Source organism: Leisingera sp. M658 (assembly GCF_025144145.1).
Classification (GTDB): Bacteria; Pseudomonadota; Alphaproteobacteria; order Rhodobacterales; family Rhodobacteraceae; genus Leisingera.
This window is the reverse complement of sequence record NZ_CP083546.1, coordinates 3,367,110-3,384,460: the sequence shown is the minus strand read 5'-3', so window position 1 is coordinate 3,384,460 and position 17,351 is coordinate 3,367,110. Positions and strand designations below refer to the sequence as shown.

Below are 17,351 nucleotides of genomic sequence, written 5' to 3'. Positions count from 1 at the left end.
CGCTTGTTTCCAATCATCCAGCTAAGGGCTCTCGCTGCGCGCTGACTCACCGCTTTGCGAAAACTAGTTGAATGGCGGCAGTCGGCCGTTCAAAGGCTATGTTGCATTTTAGTCAACCATGAGTGTGTAATTCACTTTCATTGGCTAAGCATGAGGTCACGCTGCAAACAGTTTCGCGACTGCAGCGAAAGCCTCCAACGGAGGGCTGCACAGCGGCACCCAGGGAAACCAGTGAGTGACCGCAAAGGGCCAATCTTGCCATGGCCAACGTCAGTATTGCGAGCTTCGCGATAGTTCAAACAAGACGCAGCAATCGGTACAATGGGCTCTGACTGGGCATTCGCCGCACCAGGTGTGAATGACGGCAGGCAGCCCCAAGCGGACATGACTGGTGCAGCCGCAGCACTAGAGCCGTCCCGAAGTGAGGGCGGTTTGCACACCTTGGCCGCAGACGCGAACCTGCCGTCCACGCCAACTCGAAGCGAACCTCAATTTGCTTGAAGATAGGCAATGGGACGAACTTAGCCACGAATGCAATGATGCACTCAAGAATTCATCACGTTTCCTTGTCCAAGGGGCCGCCATGAAGGGCAAGTATCTCACCTTCAAGATCAGGCTCCATACTCATGTCGGTCATGCATTTTTGTTGCCAGCCAGTGTCGCGGATGCGTGCGATTGCTTCACCGTACGCTTTGCACGCGGTGTCTCCGTAGGCACCTTCGGCGATAGCCCACGCTTCCTCAGGGATCGGCCCCCAACGTGAAATCATCATCGACAAATCGAGAATGTCGCGGTTAAGACCATGAACCGCACCGGGTTTGCCGGAGACTGATTTCAGTTAGTTACGCGGCAATGTCCTCAGTTTCCAGAGCGGCGTAGAAATTGGCCTCTGCTTCTGCCGGCGGGATGTTCCCAATGGGTTCAAGCAGGCGGCGGTTGTTGAACCAATCCACCCATCCGAGCGTTGCGTATTCCACGTCTTCGAAGTTGCGCCAAGGGCCGCGGCGGTGAATGAGCTCGGCTTTGAACAAACCGTTGATCGTCTCGGCCAGGGCGTTCTGCGCCTTCAAATGATCCCCCGGATCATTTGATCCGCTGCGCGGATCTGCTTGAACTCATAGCTGTCTCCGACGCTGCCCGCAGAGGGCTCGATACCAGTTTCTCCCAACCGCTCTGTGTATTTGATCGAAGGTATTGGCTGACCCACTGCGTGACAGGCGATGCCAGCATCGCCGAGAACGGCGGCCGGAGTGATGAACAAGCCCCATCGCCTTTGCCGGCCGCCGCTCGTGAACAGCCTGCTCCAGAGCATCCATTGCCCGGCATGCGCATGCGAAGCATGCTGCCGAGAGGGGAGAACGAACCCGGCATGCGCCGAGGTGCTGACACGACCCATTGACCGGCAGGCGATTTGGCAAAGCCAAATCTGCCGAGAGCGGGCCAACGATCTTGCGGGCATAGGCATCGATAAGCGAGCCATTGAAGGCGCCATTGGTTCGAGCCCAATGGCGAGCGGCGACATAGGCGAACCCTTTCCAGGTGGCAACATAGGTGAAATCGCTGACCCAGAGCATGTTGGGCGCGGGGACACGGAATTGCCGGTTTACCTTGTCCATCCACTGCCCGGCAGCACATGCGCAGCATGTGCGAGAGCGGGCACGGGGCCTTTTTGCCGGGCACCGTGGTTTTGTGCGGCTTGCCCCGGAGCGAGCTTTTGTCCGCCATTGGTCCGAGGACAATGGCGAATGCAGATCGGCTCGACCCCATGCTCACCGCGATGCATGTCCCCTCTCGCGCATGCTGGCATGCGCTGCCGGGCAGCGGATGAATGACACCATCCCTTCAACCGGCGGCCGAGCTCCGCCATCGCAAAGCTGACCGTAGGAACGCCACTGGTCCGGGTGACAAGGTCAACGCCGATGCCTTGCGGAGAATCTCGTTCACCTGGCGCAGCTCGCGGTTCTCCCGCTCAAGCGCCTTCGTTTGGGCGGTCAAATGATCCCCCGGATCATTTGACCGCTGCGCGAACGACCCGCACTGCCGGCGGCATCAGTTGGAACACCCGCCCGCTTGCCGCTGTCGATTTCCGCCTTCTTCACCCACTCATTCAGCCTGTGCGCCGAACAGCCGATCTTCGCAGAGATCGGCATGATTGCCTGCCAGCGGGAACTGTGCTGGCCGTTTGCCATTGGGCTCGAACCAATGGCGCCTTCAATGGCTCACTTGTCCAGCACCAGGTGTTTAGTCCCGGTGTGTGGTGGTCTACTGATCTGTGACCATCACAAGGGTGCATTATGGGGCAAATTCTTCACGGGAGCGCCAAGACCACGCACGCCGTCCGAGCTCTCATACAGCGATCGAAAGCTTCGAACGCGGCGCTGAGCCGGGAACTGGGCATCAACGTCAAGACAGTCGCCAAGTGGCGCAAGCGCGACAGCGTTCAAGACGCCGCGATGGGACCGAAGCAGGCTCATTCCACGGTTCTCAGCATCGAAGAAGAAGCCGTCATCGTCGCCTTTCGACGCCACACGCTATTGCCGCTGGATGACTGCCTCTACGCACTGCAGCCGACCATCCCGCATCTGACCCGCTCGTCGTTGCATCGCTGCCTGCAGCGGCATGGCATCAGCCGTTTGCCTGAGGTTGAAGGTGACAAGCCGAAGAAGAAGTTTAAGCGTTATCCTATTGGGTACTTTCATCTCGACCTCGCGGAAGTTCGCACCGGCGAGGGCAAAACCAGGTTGTTTGTCGCAATAGATCGCACGTCGAAGTTTGCCTATGTCGAACTGCACGAGAAAGCAGGCAAGATGATCTCTGCCCAGTTCTTGCGCAATTTGATCGCGGCGGTGCCTTACAGGGTCCATACGGTTCTCACCGACAACGGCATCCAGTTTACCAATCGCAAGCAGGACACATCGGCGTTCCAGCACATCTTTGACCGCGTCTGCCGCGAGAATGAGATCGACCACCGCCTGACAAAGGTGAACCACCCCTGGACGAACGGCCAGGTCGAGCGCATGAACCGGACAATCAAAGAAGCGACGGTCAAGCGCTACCACTACGACACGCATTCTCAGCTTGAAACGCACATCACCGACTTCATCGCAGCGTACAATTACGCACGCCGATTGAAGACGCTGAACGGCCTCACGCCGTTCGAATACATCTGCAAAATCTGGACTTCAGAGCCAGAACGATTCAGTGTCGATCCAACCCACCACACACCGGGACTAAACACCTAGGGTCAGGACCCATTGATTTCCGGTGGGTGGTGTGATTCACGGTTCGAAAAATGAGCGGTGATATGTCTGATCTTTTCTGGCAGACGGACGCGCAGATGGCCCGTCTTGAGCCTTATTTTCCGAAGTCCCACGGTAAGCCGCGTGTTGATGACCGGCGTGTTCTGAGCGGAATTATCTTCATCAATCGCAATGGCTTGCGCTGGCGTGATGCTCCCAAAGATTACGGCCCGCACAAGACTTTGTACAACCGTTGGAAGCGGTGGAGCGACAAAGGCATCTTTGCCCAGATGATGGCCGGTCTGGCTGCTGATCACGGTGAGGAAAAGACCGTGATGATCCCCTCTCGGGACATCACCTCGTGATGCCCTGCCGGGCAATGGACGCAACTTACCTGAAAGCACACCGTACGGCCTCCAGTCTTGGGGTTAAAAAGGGGGGCGTGGGCGCCTGATCGGGCGCACTAAGGGCGGCATGAACACTAAGCTGCACGCAATCTGTGACAGCCAGGGGCGTCCACTGAACCTGTTCGTGACCGCCGGACAGGTCAGTGATTACACCGGTGCAAAGGCGCTGCTAAGTGGCCTGCCTGACGTCCAATGGCTTCTCGGAGATCGCGGGTATGATGCCGATTGGTTTAGAGAAGCGTTGAAAGACAAAGGGATACGCGCCTGCATCCCCGGTCGAAAGCAGCGCAAGAAAGCCATCAGATACGACAAGCGCCGGTACAAGCGGCGCAACCGCATTGAGATTATGTTCGGCAGGCTGAAGGACTGGCGGCGGGTTGCAACACGATACGACAGATGCCCAAAAGTCTTCCTGTCAGCAATCGCGCTTGCAGCCCTCGTTATCTACTGGCTTTGAAACTCAATGAGGCCAGAGCCTAACTCAAGTCGGTGAGAAGCTTGGCCGCAAAACCCAACAGAACGACGCCCGAAACCTGCCGAAACCTGTCGTATCTCGCCTGGGTCATAAACCGGGTGCGCAGAACATGGGCCAACGCGGAATAGGTGCTGAGAGACAGGATGGACAGGCTGCAATAGGTCAGGATCAAGATACCCGCCTGCGGCGCTAGACCGCGCTCCGCCTCGAGGATTTGCGGGAACAGCGCCATATAGAAGAGCAGCGCCTTGGGGTTGGACGCGGCAAGCAGGAATGCCTCAGAGAACAGCGCCTTGGCGCCCACAGGCGCCTCTGCCTGTGCCGTCAGGGACAACCTTTCTTTTCTAAAGATCAGCTTGAGGCCAAGCCAGGCAAGATAGGTAACGCCCAACCAGCGAAAGAGTGACCACAAAAGGCCCGAGGCTATCACAAAGGACGCGATCCCTGCCGCACAAATGGCCCCGCCAACGGCAAGGCCGAGGGCGTTGCCAAAAATTGTTGGCAAGACACGTTTGCCGCCCAATTGCACGGCTCGGCGCACCGTGTTCAGATTTGCCGGTCCCGGTGTCACGATATTCACGGCCGATAAGGTTGCGAACGATATCCAAAGTGCCCAGTTCATGGTGTCTCCTGCTGATGAGGTCAGATTGCAGAAAATCTACCATTCAACCGGCCGCCCGTACTTTCATTAAGAAAAGTCTGTCGCTAGAAGGATAGTGCTTTATGAGGCTGAATGCGCTAGTTAGATTTTTATGAGAAGCCCTCTGGACGATCTTGACCGCTGCATTTTGACCGCTCTGGCGCGTGACGCGCGCGTCAGTTGGAAAGACCTCGCCACCGAGGCGGGGGTCTCGGCGCCAACCATCCGCGATCGCGTGAAACGGCTTCAGGACACAGGTGTAATTCAGAGCTTCGCGGTTGAGATTGCTCCAGCCGCGTTGGGTTTCTCACTCGAAGCCGTAGTGAGGTTTCGGCCACTCCCCGGCAAGCGCCATGTGCTGGAAGTGCAAATTCAGGAGACCGACAGGATCGTACAATGCGACAAGGTTACTGGGGAGGATGGTTTCGTGGTTCGTATCTTGTTGAAAGAGATTGGCGAACTGGACTCGCTGCTGGAAACATTCAGCCGGATGGCGACGACAAATACATCTATCGTGAAATCCAGCCCGGTGAGAATGCGGCCACCTCCATTTTAAAGCCATTGCAGACACTGGCGCAGCGAATGCTCAAACTGTCCTACATCCCCGCAGTTCGAAGGTGGTCGGCGGCTGCGCCTGCGGCGAAGGTCAGCTCTCCCTCGTGCGCATGCGGCATGGATCGCTCGCCATGCCGCCAGATCCGCAGACTTTGCAAAGGACGCTATCTGCGCGAGCACTAAATCGCTCCGCGATAGGGGGCTCTGCTTGGCCGGTGTCGGCCTGAAGCGGTATTCGTTTCGCGGTTTTCGAGGTCGGGTGTGTGCTGTTGGCCGAGGTGATTTTGCCTCGGTTGACAGAGGGTTTTCCCATGACCAATCAGCACCCTGCACCGGCGGCACCCCTCCGCGCGCGCATGATCGCGGATATGTCGGCACGCAATCTCGGACCGGCGTCGCAGACCAGCCACCTGCGGGCCTGCAAGCGGTTTGCCTCCTGGCTCGGGCGATCTCCGGAGACAGCTTCACCGGATGACGTGAAGCATTTCCAACTGCATCTGATCGAGAGCGGGACGAGTATCTGCACCCGCAACCAGACCATGACCGGGCTGAAGTTCCTGTTCCGGGTCACCCTGCGCCGGCATGACCTGGCGGCCGAAGTGTTCCACCTCAAGAAGCCCGTGAAGGTTCCCGTTGTGCTGAGCCGCAACGAGGTCAGGCGCATCCTCGCCATGGCCCCCTGCCTGAAGGCGCGCGTGATGCTGTCACTCGCCTATGGATGCGGCCTGTGGGCAAGGTCCAGCGCCGGAACTGACGGGAGACGCTAGACCACTTGCCGAACTTCTCGGGCAGATCACGCCAAGGGGTGCCAGTTCGAGCAATCCAGAAAATTCCATCGAGAACAAGACGGTGATTGATAGGTTTGCGCCCGTTCGGGGCGCGGGTTGCCAGGATGACCATTCAAAGAAGGCCCATTCCTCGTCCGACAGCAGGTTTTGTGCCAAGCTAGTCTCCATCGTAGATGCCAGCTTGAAACACGACCGCCACCCGATGTGAATCCCTTTTGTCAACACGGCTTAGTAGTGCAACCTTTGCAGATCGCTGAAGTGGCCTCCATATGACCTGCGCGCAGGAGGCTGTTACATTGCCAACGAAATCTGCCGGGCGAGCTCTGCCAGGGCCTTGGCGAGCGCATCTGCGGTTGCGGATGGCCCTTGACCGCTGACCGGCGTCCGGATGTCGAAACGCTTCACAAATTCCCGCACCGTGCCTTCGGGCGAGGAAACCGCGAACTGGCCTGTCAGTTCGAAAACTCCGTCGGCGCGCGCGTAGGCCTGGTCCACTCGCACATCCAGACGCGCGTCCGGGCCGGTGTTCAGCGGCCAGGGTTCTATTGCAGCAGAGGCGCCAGTCCGTTCAGTGAGCCCGCGGGCCAGGGCGGCGGCTATGCCGCGGGCCGGGTCATCAGCCCATTGTGCGCCGCTAAGCGCAAACAGCGCGCCGCCTTCGCCTTCGGCGACAATGTCGGACGCGGCGGCATAGGACGGGAGTGAGACCAACCGCACCTCAACCGTACGGGAGCGCAGGTTGGCTATTTTTTTGCCTGGGACCGCAGAGATCAGATACCGGGCATCATTGGCCGGAGCGCATGCCGCCAACACAGTCAGGGGCAGCATCAAAGACAGGGCTTTTATCATCTTACTTTCCAAACAGAAGAGAATTCGGGTGACGTTCAATCTTACGGGCAAGCTGGGAGACCGAGCGTGCGGCTGATTTGAACTCCCGCAGGGCATCCAGCGTTTCGGAGTTGAAGGTCGAGCGGGCGCCATAGGCTGTGATCAAGGCCTCAGATTGTGCGGCCAGCCTTTCCAGCCGGACTGAGAGGGCCGGCAGCCCTTCAGCTGCGGCGGCCACAGCATCGGCAGCGCCGCGGGCAGAGGCCATTGTGGCATTGGCGTTGCTTACTAGCCCGCCACTGCGAAGCTCCGACAGGGTAAGGCGCAATTCATCCAGCGCACTGGTCAGGGTCGGGGGCAGCGAGCGGGCGCCCTCGGAATCGATCATGTTGTCAGCGCTCTTCATCAGCTGGCTGGCAGAGCGGATAAGCTCTTCGGCTTCCAGTGCATTAGCTTTGGCCGCCAGGGAGCGGAAATCGCTGACGAGCGCGGGCAACTCGTCCGATGCTGCAGCGAGGCTGGAAGCGGCCCGGCCGCCCTGCTCCAGTGCTGCTGTCAGATTGGCCACCGCTCTGCCTTGCTGCAACTCAGACAGAATTGTGCGAAGGTCAGCCACTGCTGCACGCAACTCGCCGGGCAGCGCGCGGGTCTCTGGATCCGCGACCAGCGCCCGGGTATCCTCCAGCAGTGCCACCGCCGCCACAGGAGCCTGGCGGGTGCTGTCAGCGGAAGCCAGGGCTTCGATGCTGGCCAGAGTGGCGATTGCCTGCGCCATCAGTTCTTCGACCGGCAGCTCGCTGATACGCTCCAATGCGCCTTCTGCGGTTGCTGTGAAATCGGGCAGGTCGGAGGGCGCACTGGGCAGTTCGGGGAAGGGTTCCGCATCGCGATTGAACAGTGCAGGCTCAGCCTTTTCCAAGGTGACCAGTTCAACAATCAGCTCAGAGCTGAACAGCCCGGCAGCAGCCAGCCGGGCCCGCAGCCCGCCTGCTGCCGCGTGTTCCAGAAAATCCAGCACTTCAGCCTCTCCCGCCCCGGGCGGCAGGCCCATCAGCGACGGTTCAAGCAGCAGTTTGGCAATCAGCCGCACCTCCGCCTCGTCATTGCTGCTCTGAATGGCGGCATTCAGACTGCTGACCTCGCCGACCTTGACGCCGCCAAGCCTGACCGCGGCGCCGCTGGTCAGGCCCGCGACCGACTCGCCGAAGGCAACTGAAACGGCGACCCCGCCTGTCAGCGAGCGGGCAAAGGCTGTGCGGCGGGCTGCGGCTTCGTCGGGGTGAATGTCGAATACGGCGCCGGAACTGACCGGGCGGCCGCCATCGAACACGGTGTCAAACTCGATCCCGCCGGCCACCAGCGAAGCAATGCTGTCCACATCAAGCGACAGCCCGCTGGCGCCAATAGAAACTGAGAAGCCGGAACTGTCCCAAAAACGCGTCGCGGAATTGATCCGCCGGTCATGCGGGGCCTCGATAAAGGCATCGACAACGATACTGTTGCCGCTGACCGTCAGGCGCGGGCGTTCCAGCCGGCCGACTTCAATACCGCGGAATAGCACCGGTGCGCCTTCTGAGATCATCCGTCCGTCGTTGGTGCGCAATGTGATCTGCCGCCCGCCACGGCCCGGCTGCACAAGCGGCGGCCGGTCAGCGCCTTCAAAGCTGATTTCGGCACTGCCCTGATCCTGATCCCAGGCGCCTCCGATGTACACTCCGGACAATACGGTGCTAAGGCCCGAGATGCCCCGCGCGCTCACTTCGGGACGCACCACCCAAAAGGCGGCATCCTGATCCAGATAGGGGGCAATCTCTTTGTCGATGCGGGCCCAGACTGAAACCTTGCTCAGGTCCTCGGCAAACCCCACCTCTTCGACCTGACCGATCACCACGTCGCGGTAGCGAACCGTCGTTTCATTGGCGGCAATGCCGGAGGCGTTATCAAATGTGATGCTGATCAGCACGCCCCGGTCGGAATAGGCCTTCCAGGCGACCCCGAGCGAAACTGCCAGTGCTGCCAGCGGCACCAGCCAGACCAAAGAAAGGTTTCGCCAGGGCGAGAGGCGCTGCGCAGAGAGGGTCATCGGGGCGGGTTCAGGCGTGCTCATTCATGTTCTCGCTTTTCCGCTTTCCAGATCAGCCGCGGATCGAAACTTTGGGCTGCCAGCATGGTGAAGGCAACTGACAATGCAAAACTGACCGCTGCAATCCCCGGCGTGACGGCAGCAGCAAAATCCAGCTGAACCAGGGCGGTCAGGATCGCCACGACAAAGACATCGATCATCGACCACCGCCCGATGAATTCGACAATCTCATAGAGCACCAGCCGGCCATGACTGCCAAGGGCTGCGGACCTGCGGACCGAGACCGCAAGATAAGCGATGGCCAGGAATTTAGCGACCGGGATTACGATGCTGGCAAAGAACACGATGAAGGCAACCCCATAGGCGCCATGGCTGAACAGTTCGGCTATGCCGCCGATCAGCGTGTTCTCAGAGCTGCGGCCAAAGGTGGTGGTGCGCAGCATCGGGTACAGGTTGGCGGGGACATAGGCGATCAGCCCCGCCGCCAGCCAGGCCCAGACCCGCTGGAGGCTGGCCGGCCCCGCAGGGCCCAGGGTGCTGCCGCAGCAGGTGCAGGACCGAGCACCATCTGGGTTCGCCGTGCCGCAGGCGCGGCAGCCGGCCAGCCCGGCCGCAGCCGCGGTCAGGAAACGCTGCGCGTTTTCAGTGTTTTCCATACGGTCAGCCTGCAAATCGAGTTGTCGGTCAGGATTGTCACCACCAGGAGTGCTGCAAAGGCCCAGAACGCAGGCCCCAGCCCGACCTGCGCCAGGCCGGAGACTTTGACAAGGGCCACCGCCACGCCGATGATGAATATCTCGGCCATCGCCCAGGGTTTCAGCTTCTCCGCCCAGCGGTAGACAGCGGCGGCCCGCGGCGCAGGGCGCCAGCCCAGAGCCATCGGCGCCAAGGTGTAGATCAGCGCGCTGTAGCGCGCAGCAGGCAGCAGCACGATCAAGAAGCCGGTGGCCAGCGACAAGGGCGCTATCGGTCCGCGCGAAAACGCCATCACCGCATCCAGCACCGAGGCCCGGTGCGTCAGGCCCTGGGCCTTCAGCTCCAGAAAGGGGAAGCCGGCTGCGGCGGCCAGCAGGATCAATGCGGTCAGCGACAGCATCGCGATCCGGGTCATGGCGCCGGTTCTGGGGGCTGCCAGCACTGTGCCGCAGCGGGCGCATCTGGCCACCGTGTGCGCCGCCACATACTGATCGCGGTGCAGCACGTCGCAGACAGGGCAGGCAATAAGCTGTTTTGAATCCATGTCATCCCCATCTGGTCAAACTGCGCGGCCCGCAGCGATTCGAAGGTTACTCTGCAGCGGCCAGCGACGGGAGCACTTCCTTGCCGGCCCGCCGGTAGTTTGCAGAGGCAATTTGCGCTCATAAAGCGAGCCCAAAATAGTCAAAGGCATCGACCGTCGGCAATGGCCTGTTGCACCAAGCTTCCGAGTTGGACCAGACCACACGCGATCCGCTCCCGACGCGACTTGTGCAGAAACTCTAAAACAAACGGCGGGGCGCAGCGACGCAAGTAGGCATCTAAGTGCGCTAAGCTGCCGTTCACTTTTTTCGACCCGAATGGCGAGAAAGTCTCGCTCCATCGATAATCGATCCTGGCTGCTAGCGAAAGTGCAGTTTGAATCTCACGTCTCAAACTGGCTTTCAATGACTGCTTGGGCGACATCCGCTGCAACGCAGCGATCAACCTACCGCTCCGGGGAGCGGATGCTGCGTTAGCAAATACATGGAAGGGCAACGGCGGCAATGTCCGCGTTGCGGACGGCGTTGTTGCAAAACTCCCTCTTGAGGCCTGACTACCCCTTTCCCCTCTGAACTTAGGCGACGCGGACGATCTCGGCGGTGCCGAGTGCATTGAAGCGATTGATGAGGGCGATGCGGATGTGGATTTCGGCGGTTTGGCTACCAGGGTCTCTTGCGGCGATGCGTTCGCCGAATGCCTTCAAGCAGCGCATCTTTGCCTCGACCCGGCTCCGGGCGTGGTATCCTGTCCAGCGTTTCCAGAAGGCCCGGCCGTAGTGCCGGGTGGCGCGCAAGGTTTCGTTTCTGACCTGTGCCGCCGGGCAGTCTTCTTTCCACGGCCGACCATTCTTGCGGATAGGGATAATCGGGACGGCGTCACGCTTGATGATGGCGGAGTGGCAACGGCGCGTGTCATAGGCCCCGTCTGCAGTCACGCTGCCGATCTCTTCGTCCTTCGGACTCTGGTCGCGCAGTTCCGGCAGGACCGGGCTGTCCACTGCCCGGCAGTGGTTTGCGCAGCATAACCACGAGAGGGGCCGTCGCGGCTGGGGGTGAATTCCCTCTCGTCAGATTTGCTTTGCAAATCGCCTGCCGGACAAGGGACAGCACGGATGTCAGACGTGGCAGCATCCATCGCAAGATGCACCTTGCGCCCCTCTCATTGATTGCTCTGCAATCAACTGCCGGGCAGCGATTGGCGTCGCCCCTGAACGCCGTGCTTGCGGGCCTGCCACTCACCATCGCCAAGGAACTTGATCCCGGTGCTGTCCGTTGCCCGGCAGGGCATTGCATAGCAATGTCCCGAGAGGGGACGCAGGTTCAGCGGACCATCGGCGCGGCGATACGGGATCTGGACGGCCAGCGTTCTATGGGCTTACGCGGCCCCACTGGGGCCACGGTCCCATCTCACTCTGCCGGCGGCACAGTGTAGAGAAATCGGGAACGGGCCAGTCCACAGGTGCAAAAGGCTGGCGACCATCCCGGCGGTCTGCCGGAGTGGCAACTTGAACAGAACCTTGATCGACAGGCAGAACTGGATCGCCGAGTTCGAGAAGACTGGTGGACGCCCCGGTCGCCCTTCATGCGGCGCGAGCCAGGTCATCTCTTTGTCCAACCAGATCAGAAGCGACCCGCGCTTCCTGAGCGCATCGTTGTAGCTGGACCAATTCGTCGTGCGGTAGCGGGCAGGTGCGGGCTTGCTCATCTAACCCGTCTAACCGCATGGATTCGTGATGTGAATCCTTAGCGGTCAGAGTTCTGCAACAATGCCTATCGCACCCCAATCCGTTGCATCGGCAAAGCCTAGTTTGACCAAGGCCATACAACCGACCTGATATGCCGTTGAGGCCATATCGTGCCAGCCTGGGCGGTCTGAAGCTTTTGGCAAATTCTCTGCCAGAAATTGTGCGGCTTCCTTGCCCCATTCTGGATAGTCATCAACCATGCTGCGTCTCAACTATGGATCGGTTCCCGTCGGATATAGATTGGTTCAGCATGAACAGCAATTCTGTCGTCCTTAAGCTTTGTAGCAAAAAGCGACGTGTCCAACACAGCCGACATTCGTGCGGCTGCAGCGAAATGGCGCTTTGTCCCGGTCTGAGTTGTCGGATCGGACTGCGGCGAAAGTTTGGTTTGGGTTCGGGCCAAATCGATACCCTGGAAAGACTGCTTCGGCGACTTGCACTGCACCGAAACAACAACCATTCTGCACGCGCGAACAAATGCTGCGTCAGCAATAGCTTTGTGTGCACAAGTCCGGTTTGTCTGCGTTGCGGACCCTCGGTCACAGTACACAGAAATACCGCTATCGACGCTGATCCTCGGGGGAGAGGCAACTTCTCTGACGAGAAAGGCAAAACTATCTGGTGCTTTTCAGCAAGTGCCAAGTGTCACAAAGTCTTGCCCCTGAGCTGGAAAATTTCCCTTTATTATCAACAGCGGGAAATCCCGGCACGGAACCAAAATTGCCTTTATTGTCAGAAAGGTTTGCCTCAATCCCGCAAAAGGGATCGTTACCCTTTAGGGCGGAGCCATCCTGTTTCGGGCGACCATGCAGCCGTGGCGCAAACTGGCTCGAAGAGACTGGTTGCGCCGCACCTGGGCTGCAGGGAGCACGGGACAGGATGGCTCCGCCCTGGTGCCGCCTGCCGGCGCCAGGCTAGAGCCCGGTCGCGAGCTGAAGGCTCGGGATTTGCCCGTTCTGGACCAGCCGTTCATGCCGTGCGCGGCGAAACCAAACTCAGAGCCCAAATTACCGAATGCTGCGAGAGACATGAATGGGTCGGAACTTTGTAAAGCCGCCATTGGCCGAAGTAGTGCCATCTCTTAACCGCCGCTTATTCTTCTACCCAATGCTACACCGCCGTCCGTCATTTCGGACTTTCTCTGTATTGTGAAACACCTATAGCTGCCTTGAGGACATCAGGAGCAGCACTTCAGCCTGCAAAGCGCCAAGGCAGGGCACCCCGCAGGCTGAAGTGCTGCGCCCCGGTCAGGGCGCGATTTCCTTTGCCTGGTCACGCAGGGCAAATTTCTGGATCTTCCCAGTCGAGGTTCTGGGAACCTCCATAAAGATGAACCTGCCAGGAACCTTGTAGGGAGCCAGACGGTCGCGGCACCAGCTGCGCAGGTTTTCCGCATCGGCCTTCTGCCCCTTGGCCAACTCAACAAAAGCACAGGGGGTTTCGCCCCATTTTTCGTGCGGCATTGCCACCACGGCAGCCACCGCAACAGCCGGGTGGCAGTACAGTGCTTCCTCAACCTCGATCGAAGAGATATTCTCGCCGCCCGAGATAATGATGTCTTTCGACCTGTCCTTGAGCTGGATGTAGCCGTCAGGGTGCATGACACCCAGATCGCCGGAGTGGAACCAGCCACGGGCAAAGGCCTCCTCAGTGGCCTTGGGGTTGCGGAAATAGCCCTTCATCACGACGTTGCCGCGGAACATGACCTCACCCATGGTCTGGCCGTCGCGCGGCACCGGCTGCATGGTTTCCGGGTCCAGCACGTCCAGCTGCTCCAGCGGCAGGTAGCGCACGCCCTGGCGCGCTTTCAGCGCGGCCTGTTCGGCGGGCGGCAGGTCTGACCAGCTGCTATGCCAGTCATTGACCACCGCAGGACCGTAGGTTTCCGTCAGCCCGTACAGATGGGTCACATCAAAGCCGGCAGCCTTCATCTCTGCCAGCAGGCTTTCGGGCGGCGGCGCGGCGGCGGTGAAGAACTGCACTGTCTGGGCAAAATCGCGTTTGGCCTCCTGCGGTGCTGAAATCAGCAGCGACATCACGATGGGCGCGCCGCACAGATGGGTCACGCCTTCGTCCGCCAGGGCGTTCCAGATCGGTTCAGCCCGCACCTGACGCAGGCACACATGGGTGCCGGCGATGGCGGACAGTGTCCAGGGAAAGCACCAGCCGTTGCAGTGGAACATCGGCAGGGTCCAGAGATAGACCGCGTGTTTCTGCATCGAGGTGGTCAGCGCGTTGCCCTGCGCAAGCAGATAGGCGCCGCGGTGGTGCGAGACCACGCCCTTGGGATCGCCGGTGGTGCCGGAGGTGTAGTTGATCGAGATCGCATCCCATTCGTCCTCGGGCATGATCCATGCGAACTCCGGGTCGCCGCGGGTCAGGAACACCTCGTAGTCGGCGGCCTCCACGTCTGTCCTCGGTCCGCCGTATTCAGGGTCGTCGCACTGGATCGGGACAGGCGACACCGTGGCAAGCGCCAGCGCCTGCTGCATCAGCGGCATGAATTCGCTGTCGACGATCACCAGCTTCGACATCGCGTGGTCGAGCTGGAACGCGATGATTGCCGCATCCAGCCTTGTGTTGATCGAATGCAGCACCGCACCGCACATCGGCACGCCGTAATGGCATTCCAGCATCGCCGGCGTGTTGGGCAGCAGCACCGACACGGTGTCGCCGCGGGTAATGCCGTTCTTGGCCAGGGCAGAAGCCAGCCGCCGCGACCGCGCGTAGAACTCCGCATAGTTGCGGTGCAGCTGACCATGCACGATGGCCGTGCGGTCAGGAAAGACGCTGGCGGCGCGCTCCAGAAAGGTCAGCGGCGTTAGCGGCTGAAAGTTCGCGGGGGTGCGGTCCAAACCGGTGTTGTACGGGTTGTCCGTCATGATCCTATTGATCCTGCCATTGGGGACTGCGTTTTTCGAGAAAGGCGCCGATGCCCTCTGCGGCGTCGCGGGCCAGCATGTTGTCGACCATCACGCCGGAAGCATAGCTATAGGCCTCAGACAGGGGCATTTCCCGCTGGGCGAAAAAGGCGCGTTTGCCTGTGGCCAGGGTCATCACCGACTTGGAGGCGATCTTGCGGGCCATCTCCATCGTGGCCGCCTGCAGCCCTGCGGGCGGAACGGCGCGGTTGATCAGGCCGATCTCCTCAGCCCGCCGGGCCGGGGTCATATCGCCGGTCAGCAGCATCTCCATCGCGTGTTTGCTGGAGACATTGCGCGACAGCGCCACCATCGGCGTCGAGCAGAACAGGCCGATATGCACGCCCGGCGTACTGAATTGCGCGGTGTCTGCAGCAATCGCCAGATCGCAGCTGGCCACCAGCTGACAGCCTGCCGCAGTGGCTATCCCGGTGACCTCGGCGATCACCGGTTTGGGGCAGTTGACGATGGCCTGCATGGCGGCAGAGCACATCGCCATTACCTTGGTGAAATAGGCGCGCCCGCCGTCGGCGGCTGCGCGCCAGGCAGTCATCTCCTTCAGATCGTGCCCTGCACAGAATGCCGGGCCGTTTGCTGCCAGGATGATGACACGCACCTGTGAATTTTCTCCTGCATCGGCAAAAGCTTGGACCAGCGCCGCCAGCATCGCCTCAGACAGGGTATTGCGCCGCGCGGAATCGTTCAGAGTCAGTCGAAGGATGCCATCGTCATCCAGATCGCACAGCAGAATGTCAGGTTGTTGCACAGGGCATCTCCTTTTCCGGGGCTCAGCGGATGTTGATCTCGACGCTGTCGGCGAGAGTGTTGGCGATGAAGCAATAGCGGTGGGCGCGGTCCTGCATCTGCTCCAGCTCCTCGGTGCTGACGGAAAACCCGGTGTCAAAACGCACCACCGGGTGCAGATCAATGCGCGTCACCGACATCTGGCCCTTGGGGTTCTTGCCCAGATGCGCCTCGGCGTAATCGTGGTAGGTGGCCACCGGCCAGTCGGCTTTGGCCGCCAGCGCCAGGAAGGTCATCATGTGGCAGCTGGACAGGGCCGAGGCCAGCGCCTGTTCCGGGTTGGTGTTGCCCGGATCTCCGCCCCAGTCGGGGGCGGAGTCCACCTGGACGTCATAGCTGTTGTTGTACTGCACCGTGTGGGCGTTCGAATACTGGCCGGTTTGCAGCACAGGTTCAGCACGCTGCCAGTGCAGCTGGATTGAAAGGTCGGACATGGCGGTATCCCTCATTATCGCTCAGGCTGCGGCCAGGGTTTTCTTCGGATCGAAGAAGGGGGTTTCCACAATGGTCGCACGGGCCGGGCCGGTGCCGGCCGTGACCTCAACCGTTGCCCCCAGCACGGCCTCGTCCGCCGAGACCATCGCCAGTGCAATGTTCTGCTCCAGCCGCGGCGAATAGACAGCAGAGGTGACCTTGCCGATGGCAGTGCCATCCTTGCGGACCGGCCAGAAGGTGGTGTTGGGCCCGGTCAACGGTGCGCCTTCGATGATCAGGCCCACTTGCTTGCGGCTGACGCCTTGCTCCTTGATTTCCCGCAGGGCTGCCTTGCCGATGAAGCTGGCTTCCATATCGAGGTTCACTAAACGGTCCAGCCCAAGCTCATAGGGGTTGGTGTTGATATCGGCGTCAGCGTGGTAAGACAGCATGCCGCCCTCGATACGGCGGATCGAGGAGGTATGGCCGGGCTTCAGTCCGAACGGCTCCCCCGCTGCCATGATCTTTTCCCACAGCTCATCACCGCGCGACCCGTCCTGTAGGTACAGCTCATATCCCAGTTCGCTGGACCAGCCGGTGCGGGACACGATCAGCGGAATACCGTCCAGATTAACCTCGCGCAGCCAGTAGTATTTCAGATCCATGATGCTGTCGCCGAACAGCGCGCGCATGATCTCACCCGATTTCGGCCCCTGCAGCTGCAGCGGCGAAACATCGGGCTCGCCGATGGTGACATCCATGCCGGAATGCACCGCCACGCCCTGCGCCCACAGCAGAATGTCGCTGTCTGCCAGCGAGATCCAGAAGTGGTTCTCCGCCAGCCGCAGGAGGATCGGGTCGTTCAGGATGCCGCCATCGGCATTGGTGATCAGGATGTATTTGCACTGGCCCACCACCATTTTCGACAGGTCGCGCGGGGTCAGCATCTGCACGAATTTCGCCGCATCCGGACCGGTGATCTCCACCTGGCGCTCGACCGCCACATCGCACAGGATCGCGTCGTTCACTAGGTTCCAGAAGTTCTGCTCCGGATCGCCGAAATCGCGCGGGATGTACATGTGGTTGTACACCGAGAAACCCTTGGCGCCCCAGCGCTCGGTGGCGTCGAAATAGGGGGATTTGCGGATCTGTGTGCCGAACCCGAAACTGTTTGATTGCGTCATGTCTTTCACCCTTTGCACCGGTGGTCCGAT

Annotated in this window: 15 protein-coding genes and 4 pseudogenes; 4 read left to right on the top strand and 15 right to left on the bottom strand. The window is 60.4% G+C overall.

From position 1 onward, the window contains the following. Positions 1-556: 556 nt before the first annotated feature. From K3724_RS16645 to K3724_RS16635, 3 genes and pseudogenes are all read right to left on the bottom strand, one after another. Positions 557-772 (bottom strand): hypothetical protein, encoded by a 216-nt coding sequence (locus K3724_RS16645; RefSeq protein WP_259987386.1) that lies wholly within the window; start codon positions 770-772, stop codon positions 557-559. A 70-nt stretch (positions 773-842) separates the two neighbouring features. Next, positions 843-1,556: pseudogene (locus tag K3724_RS24015) on the bottom strand (integrase core domain-containing protein); the annotation flags it as partial. 435 nt (positions 1,557-1,991) lie between these two features. After that, positions 1,992-2,189 carry a hypothetical protein gene (locus K3724_RS16635; protein WP_259987384.1) on the bottom strand — a complete coding sequence of 66 codons (198 nt, stop codon included), beginning with the start codon at positions 2,187-2,189 and terminating at the stop codon, positions 1,992-1,994. Positions 2,190-2,294: 105 nt separating this feature from the next. On the opposite strand from K3724_RS16635, the gene K3724_RS16630 reads away from it, so the two are divergent. Together K3724_RS16630 and K3724_RS16625 are read left to right on the top strand one after the other, a co-directional pair. Then, the gene (locus K3724_RS16630) at positions 2,295-3,242 is read left to right on the top strand and encodes an IS481 family transposase (RefSeq protein WP_259987382.1); all 948 of its coding nucleotides are present in this window, start codon (positions 2,295-2,297) and stop codon (positions 3,240-3,242) included. A 62-nt stretch (positions 3,243-3,304) separates the two neighbouring features. Next, positions 3,305-4,103, top strand: a pseudogene (locus K3724_RS16625) (IS5 family transposase). A 19-nt stretch (positions 4,104-4,122) separates the two neighbouring features. On the opposite strand, the gene K3724_RS16620 reads toward K3724_RS16625, so the two are convergent. Beyond that, on the bottom strand, positions 4,123-4,743 hold the full coding sequence (locus tag K3724_RS16620) for a LysE family translocator (RefSeq protein WP_259987380.1): 621 nt from the start codon (positions 4,741-4,743) through the stop codon (positions 4,123-4,125). 166 nt (positions 4,744-4,909) lie between these two features. Here K3724_RS16620 and K3724_RS16615 point away from each other — a divergent pair, with 166 nt between their 5' ends. Together K3724_RS16615 and K3724_RS16610 are read left to right on the top strand one after the other, a co-directional pair. Continuing rightward, positions 4,910-5,317, top strand: coding sequence for an Lrp/AsnC family transcriptional regulator (locus K3724_RS16615; RefSeq protein ID WP_259987378.1), 408 nt, complete (start codon positions 4,910-4,912; stop codon positions 5,315-5,317). A gap of 310 nt (positions 5,318-5,627) precedes the next feature. Beyond that, a complete protein-coding gene (locus K3724_RS16610; protein ID WP_311200186.1) occupies positions 5,628-6,083 on the top strand; it encodes a phage integrase N-terminal SAM-like domain-containing protein in 456 nt (151 codons plus the stop codon). Here the strand turns inward: K3724_RS16610 and K3724_RS16605 are convergent. The 11 genes and pseudogenes from K3724_RS16605 to K3724_RS16555 form a co-directional block, all read right to left on the bottom strand. Beyond that, positions 6,049-6,272, bottom strand: a pseudogene (locus tag K3724_RS16605) (transposase); the annotation flags it as partial. The gene K3724_RS16610 and the pseudogene K3724_RS16605 sit on opposite strands and share 35 nt — an antisense overlap. A gap of 123 nt (positions 6,273-6,395) precedes the next feature. Next, positions 6,396-6,953: a membrane integrity-associated transporter subunit PqiC gene (locus K3724_RS16600; protein WP_259987376.1), complete on the bottom strand. Its 558-nt coding sequence runs from the start codon at positions 6,951-6,953 to the stop codon at positions 6,396-6,398. Position 6,954: 1 nt separating this feature from the next. Continuing rightward, positions 6,955-9,039 carry an MlaD family protein gene (locus K3724_RS16595; RefSeq protein WP_259987374.1) on the bottom strand — a complete coding sequence of 695 codons (2,085 nt, stop codon included), beginning with the start codon at positions 9,037-9,039 and terminating at the stop codon, positions 6,955-6,957. After that, positions 9,036-9,671, bottom strand: coding sequence for a paraquat-inducible protein A (locus tag K3724_RS16590; protein WP_259987372.1), 636 nt, complete (start codon positions 9,669-9,671; stop codon positions 9,036-9,038). Before K3724_RS16590 ends, K3724_RS16595 begins: the two co-directional genes overlap by 4 nt. Then, a complete protein-coding gene (locus K3724_RS16585) occupies positions 9,638-10,255 on the bottom strand; it encodes a paraquat-inducible protein A (protein ID WP_259987370.1) in 618 nt (205 codons plus the stop codon). The genes K3724_RS16590 and K3724_RS16585 overlap by 34 nt, the downstream gene beginning before the upstream one ends. Before the next feature lie 573 nt (positions 10,256-10,828). Continuing rightward, positions 10,829-11,958: pseudogene (locus K3724_RS16580) on the bottom strand (IS5 family transposase). A 45-nt stretch (positions 11,959-12,003) separates the two neighbouring features. After that, on the bottom strand, positions 12,004-12,198 hold the full coding sequence (locus K3724_RS16575) for a hypothetical protein (protein WP_259987368.1): 195 nt from the start codon (positions 12,196-12,198) through the stop codon (positions 12,004-12,006). Between the two features lie 1,047 nt (positions 12,199-13,245). Further along, on the bottom strand, positions 13,246-14,880 hold the full coding sequence (locus K3724_RS16570; protein ID WP_259987366.1) for an acyl-CoA synthetase: 1,635 nt from the start codon (positions 14,878-14,880) through the stop codon (positions 13,246-13,248). Positions 14,881-14,884: 4 nt separating this feature from the next. After that, entirely contained in the window at positions 14,885-15,685 is an 801-nt protein-coding gene (locus K3724_RS16565) for an enoyl-CoA hydratase (RefSeq protein ID WP_259987364.1), read from the bottom strand. 22 nt (positions 15,686-15,707) lie between these two features. Further along, positions 15,708-16,157: an OsmC family protein gene (locus K3724_RS16560; RefSeq protein ID WP_259987362.1), complete on the bottom strand. Its 450-nt coding sequence runs from the start codon at positions 16,155-16,157 to the stop codon at positions 15,708-15,710. A gap of 21 nt (positions 16,158-16,178) precedes the next feature. Beyond that, the gene (locus K3724_RS16555) at positions 16,179-17,321 is read right to left on the bottom strand and encodes a glycine cleavage T C-terminal barrel domain-containing protein (RefSeq protein WP_259987360.1); all 1,143 of its coding nucleotides are present in this window, start codon (positions 17,319-17,321) and stop codon (positions 16,179-16,181) included. Positions 17,322-17,351: the final 30 nt, after the last annotated feature.